Origin of the sequence: Nocardioides bruguierae, assembly GCF_023554635.1 — a bacterium.
Lineage (GTDB): Bacteria > Actinomycetota > Actinomycetes > Propionibacteriales > Nocardioidaceae > Nocardioides > Nocardioides bruguierae.
Window position 1 is genome coordinate 41,121 of the sequence record NZ_JAMJPH010000023.1, and the last position, 13,355, is coordinate 54,475.

The following is a 13,355-nucleotide window of genomic DNA, read 5'->3' on the forward strand; positions in this document are numbered from 1 at the left end:
CACCGAACGGTAGCGGCTGGCGCTGCTCACTCACAGGCCAATCCGCGGCCGCCTGCCGGACGGCCGTTGACGTGACCGCCGTCACGGGGCTGGACTCGACGCATGGACAAGGTGGTCTCCTCTGCGGCCGAGGCCGTGACGTGCGTCGAGCCCGGCGCGACCCTCGCGGTCGGCGGGTTCGGTCTGTGCGGCATCCCCTCGGTGCTCATCAACGCCCTGCTCGAGGCCGGCGTCGACGATCTCGAGGTCGTCTCCAACAACGCCGGCGTGGACGACTGGGGCCTGGGGCTCCTGCTCGCCGCCGGCAGGCTGCGCCGCGTCGTGGCCTCCTACGTGGGCGAGAACAAGGAGTTCGCGCGGCAGTACCTCTCCGGCGAGCTGGAGGTGGAGCTGACCCCGCAGGGCACGCTCGCCGAGCGGATGCGCGCCGGCGGCACCGGCATCCCCGCCTTCTACACCGCCACCGGCGTGGGCACCCAGGTCGCCGAGGGCGGCCTGCCCTGGCGCTACGACAGCGAGGGCAACGTGGCCGTCGCCAGCCCGCCGAAGCCCACCGCGCGGTTCGACACCCCCGAGGGCGAGAAGGAGTTCGTGCTCGAGCGGGCGGTCGTTGCCGACGTCGGCCTCGTGCGCGCCTGGAAGGGCGACCGGCACGGCAACCTCGTCTTCCACGCCGCGGCCCGCAACTTCAACCCGCTCGCGGCGATGTGCGGCCGCTTCACCGTGGCGGAGGTCGAGCACCTCGTCGAGCCCGGCGAGCTGGCCCCCGACGAGGTCCACGTGCCCGGCGTGTTCGTGCACCGCGTCCTCCCGCTCACCCCCGAGCAGGCGGCCGAGAAGCGGATCGAGAAGCGCACGGTCCGCCCCGCCCACCCCACCGCCGAGACGGAAGGTGCCTGAGATGCCCTGGAACCGCGACCAGATGGCCGCCCGCGCGGCCACCGAGCTCAGCGACGGCATGTACGTGAACCTCGGGATCGGCCTGCCCACCCTCGTCCCGAACTTCGTGGACGACGACGTGGAGCTCGTCCTCCAGAGCGAGAACGGCATCCTCGGCGTGGGCGCCTACCCCGTCGAGGGCACCGAGGACCCCGACCTCATCAACGCCGGCAAGGAGACCGTCACCCTGCGGCCCGGGGCCTCCTTCTTCGACTCCGCGCTCAGCTTCGGCATGATCCGCGGCGGCAAGATCGACGCCGCCATCCTCGGCGCCATGCAGGTCTCGGCCACCGGCGACCTGGCCAACTGGATGATCCCCGGCAAGATGGTCAAGGGCATGGGCGGGGCGATGGACCTCGTGCACGGCGCCAAGAAGGTGATCGTGCTGATGGAGCACGTCGCCCGCGACGGCAGCCACAAGATCGTCACCGAGTGCTCGCTGCCCTACACCGGCCGCGGCGTGGTGCAGCGGATCATCACCGACCTCGCCGTCCTCGACGTCACCGACGACGGCCTCGTGCTCGTGGAGCTGGCACCGGACGTGACGGAGGAGCAGGTGCGCGAGGCCACCGGCGCACCGCTGCGCAGCGCCCTGGTCGCCTCCTGACCTCCCCGGCCTCCCGGGTGGCGACGCGAGGGAGCGGGCCGGCTCAGCCGGTCTGGAACCGACGCCACCGCCCGGCCGTGGTGCCGTGCTCGCCGATCGCGACCACCCGGACGCGGTGCGTGCCGGGCGCCGGGGCCGCGAGCACGACACGGCGGACGTCGGGGGAGACCCGGGTCCGCTCGGCGGTGCCGCCCAGACGGTAGGCGAGGACCGGCGCCCCGCTGTCGCCCGCGCCGCGCCAGGCGACCACGACGGAGCCGTCCGCGCGCACCCGGACGCGCGGTCGGCCGGGTCGGGCCGGGCGCAGCGCGTCGCCGCAGCCGGTGACCGAGACCTCGTAGGAGCCGAGGCTGGCGTAGTCGTCGTAGCCGCCGTCGCTCCAGGAGCCCTCGCCGACCCCGTCGACCAGCAGCACCCAGGCCTCGCCGGCCTCGGGCACGGACAGGGTGGCGTCCAGGCCCTCGACCACGCCGCGCGCGGCCATGGCGGTGGGAGCGGCGGTGACCAGGGGAGAGCCCGGGTCGGTGCTGCGCACCAGCCGGGCGCGCACGTCCACGTCGTCGCTGGTGCCGATCACGCCGGCGGCCACGACGGCCCCGCCGCCGTCCGTGGTGAGGCCGTCGGTGGTGAGGCCGTCGGTGGTGAGGACGGGCGTCGCGTCGGCGGGCAGCGACGGCGCCTCGTCCGCCCGCAGCCCGAGGCGGCCGACGAGGATCGCGAGGTCGTCCTGGGGGTTGGTCGCACCGGGGTAGTCGCCGCGGCTCCACTGGGTGAGGGGGCGGTAGTAGCCGACCCCCATGATCGGCGCCCACACCCCCTGCCCGCGCGAGTAGGACGAGGTGGCGTCGCCGTCGTGGGTGAGGCCGAGGTTGTGGCCGGCCTCGTGCGAGGCGGCCTCGGCCACCGACTTCGCGCTGCCGCCGGTGCCCTGCGGGAAGACCCAGGCGGGCTGGTGCCGTCCGCCCGTGGCGGCGAAGGTGCCGACGAAGGCGAGGCCGCCGCAGCCGCGCGTGCACAGCTCGGCGTAGGCGCTCACGCTCGGGGTGATGAGCACCCGGGTGCCGTAGCGGGTGTCGGCGGTGTCGGTGCGCACCAGGGCGTCGGTGCCGGGGTCCTCGGTGGTGACGTCCACGTCGAAGGCCGCGAAGTCCTCCGCGACCCGGGCCCAGACCTCCTGCACCCGTGCGAGCTCGGCGTCGGAGAAGGTGGGGCCGTCGCCGGCCGGGTCCCAGGCGGGGTGCGCCCCCAGCACCGTGAGGTTCCACGCGCTGCCGATCACCTGCTCCGCGGTGGTGGTGCCGTCGACGTCGAGCAGGATGGTGAGCGCGGCGCCGGGGTTGCTGTGCAGGGCGAACGTGCTCTCCAGCGGGGCCACCCGGGCGCTCGTGGCGTCGGCGGTCGCCCGCGCCGCGACGGGGGCGGCCGGCTCGGTGTACACGAGCCGCCCGTCGCGCACGGCCGCGGTCTCGTCCTCGGCGAGCACCTCGTGGGTCGCGGCGACCGACAGCCCCGCGCGGGCCGCGACCGCGGCCAGCGGGTCGCTCGCGGGCTCGGCGCTGCTGGGCCCGGTGCCGAGCACGCCGAGGGGCGCCGCGAGCGCGGCGACGGCGAGACCCGCCGCGAGGCGGGGCGGGAACGGCACGGGCACGGATCAACACCTCCGGGGCGTTGATCGGCCCCGGGGCGTGCCGGTGCAGGCGGGCACGGACAAGATCCGGCCAAGGACGGTGCAGGAACGGTGAAGACCGGGGCCGGACGGCCCGGGGACGCGGGGCGCCGGGCCCGCCGCGTCCGGGACGGGTGGACCTGCGTCCACCGAGTAGGCCCTGTCGGTCTCGAACCGACGACCAGCGGATTAAAAGTCCGATGCTCTACCAACTGAGCTAAGGGCCCGGGGTCGGCCAGGCCGACGGCGTCAGGGTAACCAGCGGGCGCCCGCGCGCCCGCATCCGCCTGCGCCGCCGGGCCGCCCGCGCGGGGTCAGGCGAAGAGCAGCCAGAGCACCAGGAGCGCGGCGAGCACGACCCCCACCACCACCAGGGTCACGAGGTGGAGACGGGCGGTGCCGGCGCTGCTGGTCGAGGGGGGCATGGCTCTCCGTGAGTCAGGTGGTCGGGTCGGGCGTCGCCGGAACCATGTCAAGACGCCACTGCTGACGGATACCCCCTGCCGCACCCTCGGACATCCCCGGACATCGCCCGTTCGGGCGAGGGCGTCCGGGGTGTCCGTGACCGGCGCCGGACGGCCGCACCTCCGGGTGAGCCCGTCCGGGCGAGGCCGTCGGGGTGGGACGACCCGGCGCGTGCCCGACCTAGCGTCGAGGGCGTCCAGCCACCGACCCGTCCCCAGCGAGAGGACCCTCGTGACCCGCATCGGCTACACCCTCATGACCGAGCAGTCCGGCCCCCGGCAGCTCGTCGGCTACGCCCGCGACGCCGAGCGTGCCGGCTTCGACTTCGAGGTCTCCAGCGACCACCACAGCCCATGGCTGACCGAGCAGGGCCACGCGCCCTACGCCTGGTCCGTCCTCGGTGCGGTCGCGCAGGTGACCGAGAGGGTCGAGCTGATGACCTACGTGACCTGCCCGACGATGCGGTACCACCCCGCCGTCGTCGCGCAGAAGGCCGCGACCATGAGCCTGCTGTCGCAGGGTCGCTTCACCCTGGGCCTCGGCTCGGGGGAGAACCTCAACGAGCACGTCATCGGTGAGGGCTGGCCGGCGGTGGAGACGCGGCAGGAGATGCTGGAGGAGGCGATCCACATCATCCGCCGCCTCACCGACGGCGAGCTGCTCACCTACCGCGGCGACCACTTCGCCGTGGACGCGGCGCGGGTCTGGGACCTCCCGGAGGAGCCCCTGCGCATCGGCGTCGCGGCAGGCGGCCCGAAGGCGGTCGGACGGTTCGCGCCGCTCGCCGACGACCTCATCGCCACGGAGCCGGACGCGGACCTCGTGCGGGCCTGGAACGACGTCGACGGTGTCTCCGCGATCGGCTCCGGCGCCCGCGCCATCGGCCAGGTGCCGATCTCGTGGGACCCCGACGAGAAGGTCGCGATCGAGCGCGCCCACGAGCAGTTCCGCTGGTTCGCCGGCGGCTGGAGCGTCAACGCCGACCTCCCCACCACCCAGGGCTTCGCCGGCGCCACGCAGCTGATCAGCCCCGACGACGTCGCCGCCAACATCGCCTGCGGCCCGGACCTCGACAGGCTGGCGGCGTCCATCACCGCCTTCGCCGACGCCGGGTTCACCGACGTCGCCCTCGTCCAGATCGGGGACGAGGCGCAGCAGCGCTTCCTCGACGAGGCCGCCGAGCCCCTGCTGGCGCGGGTGCGGGAGCGGCTGCAGGGCTGAGGCCGGGCGGGGTCAGGGCGCCGCTGCCCCGAACGCCGAGGCGAGGAACGCCTGCGTCACCGGGGTGACGGTCTCGGCGTGCACCACGAGGCTGACCCGGTGCCGGGGGTCCGCGTCGGCCAGCGGGCGGGTGGTGACCGCGCCCGGCCCGGCCGCGTCGCCGAGGTCGCGCACCGTCGAGCGCGGGGCGATCGCCACGCCCAGCCCGTGCGCCACGCAGCGCACGACGTCCTCGAGCAGTGCCATCTCCAGCACGCGGCCCGGTACCAGGCCGTGCGCGGCCAGCGCCGCGTCCACCTCGACCCGCGCCCGGGAGGAGTCGTGGAAGCGCACCAGCGGCCCGGCGGCCAGCAGGGCGGCGAGCGGCACGGCGTCCTCGTCGGCCAGCACGTGGGCTGCCGGCAGCACGGCCACCTGCTCCTCGTCCAGGAGCACGCGTGCCTCCAGCCCGGCGGGCAGCGTGCCCGGGCCGCCGCCGACGACCGCGGCGTCGAGGTCGCCGGCGGCCACGGCGGCGGCCATGACGGGGCTCGGGTCGGCCACCGTGCGGATCTCGACGTCGGGGTGGGCTGCGTGGAAGCGGCCCAGCATCCCGAGCACGTCCGTGGTGCGGGTGGCGGTCTGGGTGAGGCCGAGACGCAGCACGCCGCGTCGTCCCCCGCCCATCTCCGCGAGCTCCTCGCGGGCGTCCGCCACCTGTCCCAGGATGCTGCGGGCGCGCAGGCGCAGGGTCTCGCCGGCCTGCGTCAGCCGCACCGAGCGGGAGGTGCGCAGCAGCAGGGCGGCCCCGACCTCGCGCTCGAGGCGGGCCACCTGGGTGGACAGGGCGGACTGCGCCACGCCCAGCTCCCGGGCGGCGCGGGTGAAGCTGAGGTGGTCGGCGACGGCGAGGAAGTACCGCAGCTGCCTGAGCTCCACGTCGGTCTCCGTCCGGTCGGGGGTGCGGGATTCGGGGCGGAGTCTTCAGCGTTGATGATCTGCTTGCAACATCAATAGCCGGTGACTTCTCTCGGAGGCAGATGGATGGACACGTGTCGGGCAGCCCTCGGGTCCTGCGGCGTCCGATGTCACAACGCCGTTGCACACCTTTCACTTGCGCGACTCACGATCACTGAGATCTCGGCACCCTCGACCCACCTCGGAGCGGTAGTGTCGGAAACAGCAACAGGTGCAAGTTCCAGCAGGTCGACGCCCGCGGAGTTTGTGATCCAACGGCGTTTCTGCTTGCACGGAGTCCTGCCGGACGAGCAAGTCGGAGCGGCGTGTCACCGCATCGGTTGCGGGGCCGTCGCAGTGGCGGTTCCACGCCCCGACAACAGGAGTAAGTGAGCGAACATGGCTCAGGGCACCGTGAAGTGGTTCAACGCCGAGAAGGGTTTCGGCTTCATCGCGCAGGAGAACGGCGGCGACGACGTCTTCGTGCACTACTCGGCCATCCAGGTCCAGGGCTACAAGAGCCTGGACGAGAACCAGAAGGTCGAGTTCGACGTCACCCAGGGCCCCAAGGGCCCGCAGGCGGAGAACGTCCGCCCCGTGTGACTTCCGTCCGGCCCTGGGTCGGACGAGGACGAGGTCCTGGCCCTGCGGGGTCGGGGCCTCGTCCCTTTTTCCTGGTGCCCGCCGGCAGTGCCTCGGTCCCCGGACTAGTCGGGTGCTGGGAACACGTTTCCTCGCCGCCGTCGTGGGGCAGGCTGGTGCGTGATGGAGACCAGCGGAGCTAGTGAGGCACGGGTGCAGGACCAGTTCGACGTGTCCCTCGAGGACGCAGACCTGCTCGGCGAGGTGGAGCTGACCACCTCGCTCATCATTGCTGCCTCCGAGTCGGAGGAGCACCTGCCCCAGGACGTGATCGACGAGCTGCTCGGGCTGAGCGGGGACTGACGCCCACCGCCTGCACGAGCCGTGCGCGGCCCACCGAGACCAGCGCGGACGACGAGCCCCGGCCACCGGCCGGGGCTCGCGCGCGTCCGGAGCTGCTGATGGTCGTGGGGCCCGCGCCCTTGCGTGGATAGGGTAGGGGGGTACCCTATGGGCATGACCGAGAACGAGACCCCGCCGCAGGTGGACGTGAGCGACCCCGCGATCGACGCGGTGCTCGATCCTGTGCTCGATCCCGAGCTCGACCCGGACCACCAGCACGGGTACCTGAAGTCCAAGGACGACTACCTCAAGCGGCTGCGCCGGATCGAGGGCCAGGCGCGAGGGCTCCAGCGGATGGTCGAGGAGGACAAGTACTGCATCGACATCCTCACGCAGGTCTCCGCCATGACGAAGGCCCTGCACTCGGTCTCGGTGAAGCTCCTCGAGGAGCACATCAACCACTGCGTCATCGGTGCTGCCCGCACCGACGAGCAGGCCGGCCGGGAGAAGGTCGCCGAGGCGGTCGACGCCATCGCGCGTCTCGTCCGCTCGTGACCCCCGGCCCGTGACCACACCAGCACCACACCAGCAGGAGGCACCACCCATGACCACCAGCACCTTCACCGTCACCGGCATGACCTGCCAGCACTGCGTCTCCTCGGTCACCGAGGAGGTCTCCGAGATCCCCGGTGTCACCGACGTCGCCGTCACGCTGGACGACGGCAGCCTGGTCGTCACCTCCGAGCAGCCCCTCGACCGCGCCGCCGTCAGCGCCGCCGTGGACGAGGCCGGCTACCAGCTCGCCTGATGAGCGCCACGACGCCGACCCCTGCCCAGGCCTCGTCCCCGGGCGCCCCGGGTGCCGGTGAGGAGGCACCCGGCCAGGACGTCGACCTCGCCATCACCGGCATGACCTGCGCGTCGTGCGCGAACCGCATCGAGCGCAAGCTGACGAAGCTCGAGGGCGTCACCGCCAGCGTCAACTACGCCACCGAGACCGCGCACGTCACGGCCCCGGTCGGCTACGACCTCCAGCGGCTGCTCGACACCGTCTCCGCGGCGGGCTACGGCGCCAGCGTGCCCGAGCCCGACGCCGAGCCGGAGGACGGCGACCCCGTGCTCGCCGGGTACGCGCGGCGCCTGGTCGTCAGCGCGGTGCTCACCGTGCCGCTGGTCGTGCTGTCGATGGTGATGCCGCTGCAGTTCCCCGGCTGGACGTGGGTGGCCCTCGTGCTGGCCGCGCCCGTCGTCACCTGGGGCGCCTGGCCGTTCCACCGGGCCGCCGTGCTCGGGGCCCGGCACGGCGCCACGACCATGGACACCCTGGTGTCGCTGGGCGTGACCGCCTCGACCGTCTGGTCGGTGGCCGTGCTGGTCAGTGGCCCCGACAGCGGTCACCTCTACCTCGAGACCGCCGCGGTCATCACCACGTTCCTGCTCGCCGGCCGCTGGCTCGAGCGCCGCGCGCGTCGCTCGGCCGGCGCCGCGCTCCGCTCCCTGCTGGAGGCGGGCGCCCGCGAGGCGACCCTCCTGCCGGGCTGGAGCCAGGAGCACGGGGAGGACGGCGTCGAGCGCACCGTGCCCGTGGCCGAGCTGGCCGTGGACGACGTCGTGCTCGTGCGCCCCGGGCAGCAGCTGCCCACCGACGGCGTCGTGTTGTCGGGGGCGTCGGCCATCGACGCCTCGGTGATCACCGGCGAGTCCGTGCCGGTGGACGCCGGCCCCGGCGACGAGGTCGTCGGCGGCACCCTCAACGTGGGCGGGCGGCTCGTCGTCCGCGCCACCGCGGTGGGGGAGCAGACCCGGCTGGCCCAGCTCGCGCGCATGGTCGAGGAGGCCCAGACCGGCAAGGCGGCCGCGCAGCGGCTCGCGGACCGGATCTCCGGGGTCTTCGTCCCCGTCGTCCTGGTGATCGCCCTGGCCACCCTGGTGGGCTGGGTGGCGCTGACCGGTGACCTCGGCAGCGCCATCACCGCGGCCGTCGCCGTGCTCGTCGTGGCGTGCCCGTGCGCGCTCGGCCTCGCCACGCCCACCGCCCTCGTGGCGGGCACCGGACGCGGCGCACAGCTGGGCATCCTCGTCCGGGGGCCCGAGGCCCTCGAGGCCGCCCGCGCCGTGTCGGTCGTCGCCCTCGACAAGACCGGCACCCTGACCACCGGTCGCATGAGCCTGGTGGGCGTGGTCGCCGCCTCCGCCGAGGCCGTGGAGGTGCACCGGGTCGCCGGTGCGCTGGAGTCGGCCTCCGACCACCCGGTCGCCCGCGCGATCGCCGAGGACCGGCCGGTCGACGGCGCCCGCGTGGAGGACTTCGCCGACCGGCCCGGTCACGGCGTCGTCGGCACGGTGGTCTCGCCCGACGGCACCGCCCTGCGCGCCGTCGTCGGCCGCCCGGAGCTGCTCGAGCGCGAGGGGCTCACGATCTCGCCGGTGCTGCACACCGCGCTCGACGCCTCCCGGGAGCAGGGCCGCACCGCGGTCCTGGTCGGCTGGGACGGGGAGGCCCGCGGCCTGCTCGAGGTCGCGGACACCGTCCGCGACGGTGCGGTGGACGCGGTCGCCGACCTGCGGCGGCTCGGGCTGCGGCCCGTCCTGCTCACCGGTGACCACGAGGCCGCCGCCCGCGGGGTGGCCGCGCAGGTCGGCATCGACGAGGTGGTCGCCGGCGTGGTGCCCGAGGAGAAGGTGGACGCGGTCCGCCGGCTCCAGTCCGACGGCACCGGCGTCGCCATGGTCGGGGACGGCGTCAACGACGCCGCAGCCCTGGCCACCGCCGACCTCGGCATCGCCATGGGCACGGGCACGGACGCGGCCAAGCAGGCCGGCGACCTGGTGCTGGTGCGGGGCGACCTGGCCGTCGTCGCGGACGCGGTGCGGCTCTCGCGGCGCACCCTCGGCACCATCCGGGCGAACCTGTTCTGGGCGTTCGGCTACAACGTGGCCGCGCTCCCGCTGGCCGCCCTGGGGCTGCTCAACCCGATGATCGCCGGCGCGGCCATGGCCGCCTCGAGCGTGTGCGTCGTGGCCAACAGCCTGCGGCTGCGTCGCTTCCGCTGACCCAGCGTCGACTCGGCGTCAGCGGCAGGCGGCGAAGAGCAGCGGGCCCTCGGAGAGGTCGGAGAGGAACGGGCCGTCGGCGGGGGCCAGGCGCAGCGTGGCGACGTCGCCGTCCACCGCGGTCTCCTCCACCGAGAACCGCTCGGGGAACGTGCCGCCCTGGCCGGGGGCCTCACCCGAGGCCAGGGTGGCGCGGGTGGTGGCGTTGTCGGTGGCCTGGTCCTCGTTCTCGAAGGCCATGGCGACCAGCACGTCCGCGCCGGCCTCGGGGTCGCCCGCCCCGTCGCCGTCGAGGGCGGCCATGGCCCAGCCGGCCAGCGGGTCCAGGTCGCCGGCCTGCGCGATGAGCGAGGCGCCGACCTCCTCGTCGGACGGGTCGGCCTCGGCCATCGAGAGCTCCGTGCACGCCTGGGAGCCGGTCAGCAGCGCGACCGAGAGCGGTGTGCCCGCCGCGTCCACCGCGTCCAGGGCGTCGGTGACGCCGGCGTCGTCGGTGCCCTCGCCGATGCCCGCCACGGCGTCCTCGAGGTAGGCCCGGTTGTCGCTGAGCAGCACGAGGTCGTCGTCGGCCAGCAGCGCCACGTGCGCCAGCTGCGGGGCACCCTGCAGCCCGGTGCTCGACTCCAGTGCGGCCACCACGTCGTCGCCGCCGGCCCACACGCCCGAGGTCGGGTCGGAGGGGGCGGTGTACCCCGCCGCGGAGAGCGCGTCGGCGAAGCCGGGGTAGAGGTCCTCGTCCGGGCCCGCGGGCACTCGCAGCACCTCGACGGCGCCTTGCGTGCCCTGCGCGAGCACCTCCCAGTCCGCGGTGAGCGGCGACCAGCCGTAGACCTCGTCCAGCAGGGTCGCGGCCTCGACCAGGCCGGAGCGGGAGGTGAGGTCGGCGTCGTAGCCGTCGTCGAGCAGGGCCTCCAGGTCGGCGGGGTCGGTGCCGACCACGCCCAGGCGCTCGCGGACGGCCTCCCAGTCGGTGAACGACCAGCGCTGGGTGTCCGCGGGCGTCGCGGCCACCGCCTGCTGGAGCGAGGTGGCCTGCGGGGCGAAGCGGGTGAGCCCGACCAGCACGAGGACCAGCACCGCGAGCACCAGCAGCGCCAGCACCGGTGGCGGCAGCGACCGCAGGCCGCGGCGGCGCTGAGGCTCGGTGGCGCTGCCGTCGTCCGGGCTCGTGCTGGTCGTGCCCGGATCGGGTCGCTGGCTCACCGAGGGTGCCTCCTTGCGGGTGGTCGTCGGGGTGTGAGACTACGGGGCATGGAGCTCAGCCCGCCGCTCTCCGGTGCCGAGGTGGCCGCGACGCAGGCGTCGACCGCCGAGACGACCGCCGCCGGGTGCGTGGTCCTCCGCAAGGGCGGCGACGTGCTGCTGGTGCACCGGCCCAAGTACGACGACTGGTCGTTCCCCAAGGGCAAGGTCGACCCAGGCGAGCACCCCGTGGCGACCGCCGTCCGGGAGGTCGAGGAGGAGACCGGGCTGACCGTCCACCTCGGCGCCCGGCTCGCCGACCAGACCTACCCGGTGGCGGCAGGGCGCAAGCGGGTCCACTACTGGCACGCCCGGGTCGCCGGGGACGACAGCGACGCCGGCGTGGCCGGCTACCACCGCGGCAACGAGATCGACCGGGTGCGGTGGGTGCCGCGCCGCGAGGCGGTCGGCCTGCTCACCTACGAGCGCGACCGTCGGCTGCTGGTCACGGCGATCCCGTCGCGCAAGCGCACCACGCCCGTCGTCGTCCTGCGCCACGGCGTGGCCACCGCCCGCAGCGAGTGGCGCCGCGACGACCGCGTGCGCCCCCTCTCCGACGTCGGACTGATGCAGGCCCGCGGCCTGGCCCCGCTGCTGGCCGCCTACGGCATCGAGCGGGTGCTGTCCTCGACGTCGACGCGCTGCCTGCAGACCGTCGCGCCCTACGCCCAGGGCCTCGGCCTCGCGGTGGCCCGCACGGGGGAGCTGAGCGAGGAGGGCGGCACCGCCCAGGGCGTGCGCGACCTCGCCGCCAACGCCGCCTCGGAGGCCTCCGGTCGACGGCGGCCCACCCTGATCTGCTCGCACCGCCCCGTCCTGCCGTGGGTGCTGGAGGGGATGGGTCTGGAGTCGGTCCGCCTCGATCCCGGCGAGATGCTCGTCGCGCACCTGCGCGGCGACGACGTGCGCGACGTCGAGCTGCACCGGCTGCACGGCTGAGCAGGCCGTTCCCCGCGCCTGTGAGCCGGGTCACCTAGACCCGGTGGGCGCGAGCGTCAAGGCCGACCCGGGCGTGTTCACCTGCCGGCCCGCACACCTTTGCACCGAGGTCGCCGGATCGCCCACGTCGGTTCACTGCTCGTTCACCCAGCGCCCCGTGACGCGTCACTTCCGGTCCCTAGCGTCGCCGTCGCAACGCAGCAACCCCACTGACTTCTCAGGAGCACCTGAAGTGAAGACCACTCTCCGTCGCGCCATCGTTCCCGGTGTGGCCGCCCTCGCTCTCGCCCTCACCGCCTGCGGTGCCAGCAACGAGGAGACCGGCGGCGCGTCCGCCGACGCGGACACCAGCCTCTCCGGCGACCTCAGCGGCGGCGGCGCCTCGACCCAGCAGGCCGCCATGGGCGCCTGGGCCGTGGGCTTCAACGCGACCTACCCCGACGTGACGGTCAACTACGACCCGGTCGGCTCGGGCGGTGGCCGCGAGTCCTTCATTGCCGGCGCGTACCCCTTCGCCGGCTCGGACGCCTACCTCACCGACGACGAGGGCGAGCTCTCCGCCGCCAACGAGCAGTGCGGCGGCACCGCCATCGAGGTGCCCTCCTACGTCTCGCCGATCGCGATCGTCTTCAACGTCCCCGGCGTGGACGAGCTGAACCTCTCGCCCGACACCCTCGCGGGCATCATGGCCGGCCAGATCACCCAGTGGGACGACGAGGCCATCGCCGCCGACAACCCGGACGCCGACCTGCCGTCCGAGCGGATCAACGCCGTGCACCGCTCCGACGAGTCGGGCACCACCGAGAACTTCACCGACTACCTCACCGCCGTCTCCCCGGACGTGTGGGACGCGGGCGCCATCGAGGTCTGGCCGACCGAGTACGGCGGCGAGGGCGCGCAGGGTACCTCCGGCGTCATCCAGACCGTCTCCGGCGCCGACTACTCCATCGGGTACGCCGACGCCTCCCAGGCCGGCGACCTGGGCACCGCCAACATCGGTGTCGGCGACGAGTTCGTGGCCCCCTCCGCCGAGGCCGCCGCGAAGATCCTCGAGGTCTCCCCGGAGGCGGACGTCGCCACCGACACCCAGCTGGTCTTCGACCTCGACCACGAGACCCAGGAGTCGGGCACCTACCCGATCGTGCTGACGTCCTACCTCCTCGGCTGCACGTCCTACGACGACGCGAACACCGCCGACATGGTCAAGGCGTTCATGAGCTACGTGGTCTCCGACGAGGGCCAGGAGCAGGCCGCCTCCGAGGCCGGCTCGGCGCCGCTCTCGGACAGCCTCCAGGAGTCCGCGCAGGCGATCATCGACCAGATCGGTTCCTGATCACGATCTCGTCAGGTTGATCGAGGGGC

General features: G+C 74.1%; 13 protein-coding genes and 1 tRNA gene. 10 read left to right on the forward strand and 4 right to left on the reverse strand.

Annotated elements, in window-relative coordinates:
• The first annotated feature begins 102 nt into the window (after positions 1-102).
• A complete protein-coding gene (locus M8316_RS12430) occupies positions 103-900 on the forward strand; it encodes a CoA transferase subunit A (RefSeq protein WP_250055019.1) in 798 nt (265 codons plus the stop codon).
• Position 901: 1 nt separating this feature from the next.
• Positions 902-1,546: a CoA transferase subunit B gene (locus M8316_RS12435; RefSeq protein ID WP_250055021.1), complete on the forward strand. Its 645-nt coding sequence runs from the start codon at positions 902-904 to the stop codon at positions 1,544-1,546.
• Between the two features lie 43 nt (positions 1,547-1,589).
• On the opposite strand, the gene M8316_RS21135 is transcribed toward M8316_RS12435, so the two are convergent.
• Together M8316_RS21135 and M8316_RS12445 are read right to left on the reverse strand one after the other, a co-directional pair.
• Complete coding sequence (locus tag M8316_RS21135) at positions 1,590-3,194, reverse strand: zinc-dependent metalloprotease family protein (protein ID WP_250055023.1); 1,605 nt, start codon at positions 3,192-3,194, stop codon at positions 1,590-1,592.
• Between the two features lie 172 nt (positions 3,195-3,366).
• Positions 3,367-3,439: transfer RNA gene (locus M8316_RS12445), tRNA-Lys, on the reverse strand.
• A 469-nt stretch (positions 3,440-3,908) separates the two neighbouring features.
• Here M8316_RS12445 and M8316_RS12450 point away from each other — a divergent pair.
• Positions 3,909-4,898, forward strand: coding sequence for a TIGR03557 family F420-dependent LLM class oxidoreductase (locus M8316_RS12450; protein WP_250055025.1), 990 nt, complete (start codon positions 3,909-3,911; stop codon positions 4,896-4,898).
• A gap of 12 nt (positions 4,899-4,910) precedes the next feature.
• Here the strand turns inward: M8316_RS12450 and M8316_RS12455 are convergent, their stop codons facing one another.
• Complete coding sequence (locus tag M8316_RS12455; RefSeq protein ID WP_250055026.1) at positions 4,911-5,816, reverse strand: LysR family transcriptional regulator; 906 nt, start codon at positions 5,814-5,816, stop codon at positions 4,911-4,913.
• Positions 5,817-6,233: 417 nt separating this feature from the next.
• On the opposite strand from M8316_RS12455, the gene M8316_RS12460 reads away from it, so the two are divergent.
• From M8316_RS12460 to M8316_RS12480, 5 genes are all read left to right on the forward strand, one after another.
• Positions 6,234-6,437, forward strand: coding sequence for a cold-shock protein (locus M8316_RS12460; RefSeq protein WP_250055028.1), 204 nt, complete (start codon positions 6,234-6,236; stop codon positions 6,435-6,437).
• 162 nt (positions 6,438-6,599) lie between these two features.
• Positions 6,600-6,779, forward strand: coding sequence for a hypothetical protein (locus M8316_RS12465; RefSeq protein ID WP_250055127.1), 180 nt, complete (start codon positions 6,600-6,602; stop codon positions 6,777-6,779).
• 186 nt (positions 6,780-6,965) lie between these two features.
• Positions 6,966-7,313 (forward strand): metal-sensitive transcriptional regulator, encoded by a 348-nt coding sequence (locus M8316_RS12470; protein ID WP_372490226.1) that lies wholly within the window; start codon positions 6,966-6,968, stop codon positions 7,311-7,313.
• 49 nt (positions 7,314-7,362) lie between these two features.
• Positions 7,363-7,566 carry a heavy-metal-associated domain-containing protein gene (locus M8316_RS12475; RefSeq protein WP_250055030.1) on the forward strand — a complete coding sequence of 68 codons (204 nt, stop codon included), beginning with the start codon at positions 7,363-7,365 and terminating at the stop codon, positions 7,564-7,566.
• On the forward strand, positions 7,566-9,812 hold the full coding sequence (locus M8316_RS12480; RefSeq protein WP_250055032.1) for a heavy metal translocating P-type ATPase: 2,247 nt from the start codon (positions 7,566-7,568) through the stop codon (positions 9,810-9,812). Before M8316_RS12475 ends, M8316_RS12480 begins: the two co-directional genes overlap by 1 nt.
• 18 nt (positions 9,813-9,830) lie before the next feature.
• Here the strand turns inward: M8316_RS12480 and M8316_RS12485 are convergent, their stop codons facing one another.
• Positions 9,831-11,015, reverse strand: a complete 1,185-nt coding sequence (locus tag M8316_RS12485) for a hypothetical protein (RefSeq protein ID WP_250055034.1) — start codon at positions 11,013-11,015, stop codon at positions 9,831-9,833.
• Between the two features lie 48 nt (positions 11,016-11,063).
• Here M8316_RS12485 and M8316_RS12490 point away from each other — a divergent pair, with 48 nt between their 5' ends.
• Positions 11,064-11,993 (forward strand): NUDIX hydrolase, encoded by a 930-nt coding sequence (locus tag M8316_RS12490; RefSeq protein WP_250055036.1) that lies wholly within the window; start codon positions 11,064-11,066, stop codon positions 11,991-11,993.
• Positions 11,994-12,225: 232 nt separating this feature from the next.
• Positions 12,226-13,326, forward strand: a complete 1,101-nt coding sequence (gene pstS / locus M8316_RS12495; RefSeq protein WP_250055038.1) for a phosphate ABC transporter substrate-binding protein PstS — start codon at positions 12,226-12,228, stop codon at positions 13,324-13,326.
• Positions 13,327-13,355: the final 29 nt, after the last annotated feature.

What these genes read in the sequence shown, in the direction of transcription:
- M8316_RS12480 (WP_250055032.1), top strand. Translation starts at nt 7,566, where the DNA reads ATGAGCGCCACGACGCCGACCCCTGCCCAGGCCTCGTCCCCGGGCGCC.
- M8316_RS12490 (WP_250055036.1), top strand. Translation starts at nt 11,064, where the DNA reads ATGGAGCTCAGCCCGCCGCTCTCCGGTGCCGAGGTGGCCGCGACGCAG.
- M8316_RS12465 (WP_250055127.1), top strand. Translation starts at nt 6,600, where the DNA reads ATGGAGACCAGCGGAGCTAGTGAGGCACGGGTGCAGGACCAGTTCGAC.
- M8316_RS12460 (WP_250055028.1), top strand. Translation starts at nt 6,234, where the DNA reads ATGGCTCAGGGCACCGTGAAGTGGTTCAACGCCGAGAAGGGTTTCGGC.
- M8316_RS12430 (WP_250055019.1), top strand. Translation starts at nt 103, where the DNA reads ATGGACAAGGTGGTCTCCTCTGCGGCCGAGGCCGTGACGTGCGTCGAG.
- M8316_RS12435 (WP_250055021.1), top strand. Translation starts at nt 902, where the DNA reads ATGCCCTGGAACCGCGACCAGATGGCCGCCCGCGCGGCCACCGAGCTC.
- M8316_RS12475 (WP_250055030.1), top strand. Translation starts at nt 7,363, where the DNA reads ATGACCACCAGCACCTTCACCGTCACCGGCATGACCTGCCAGCACTGC.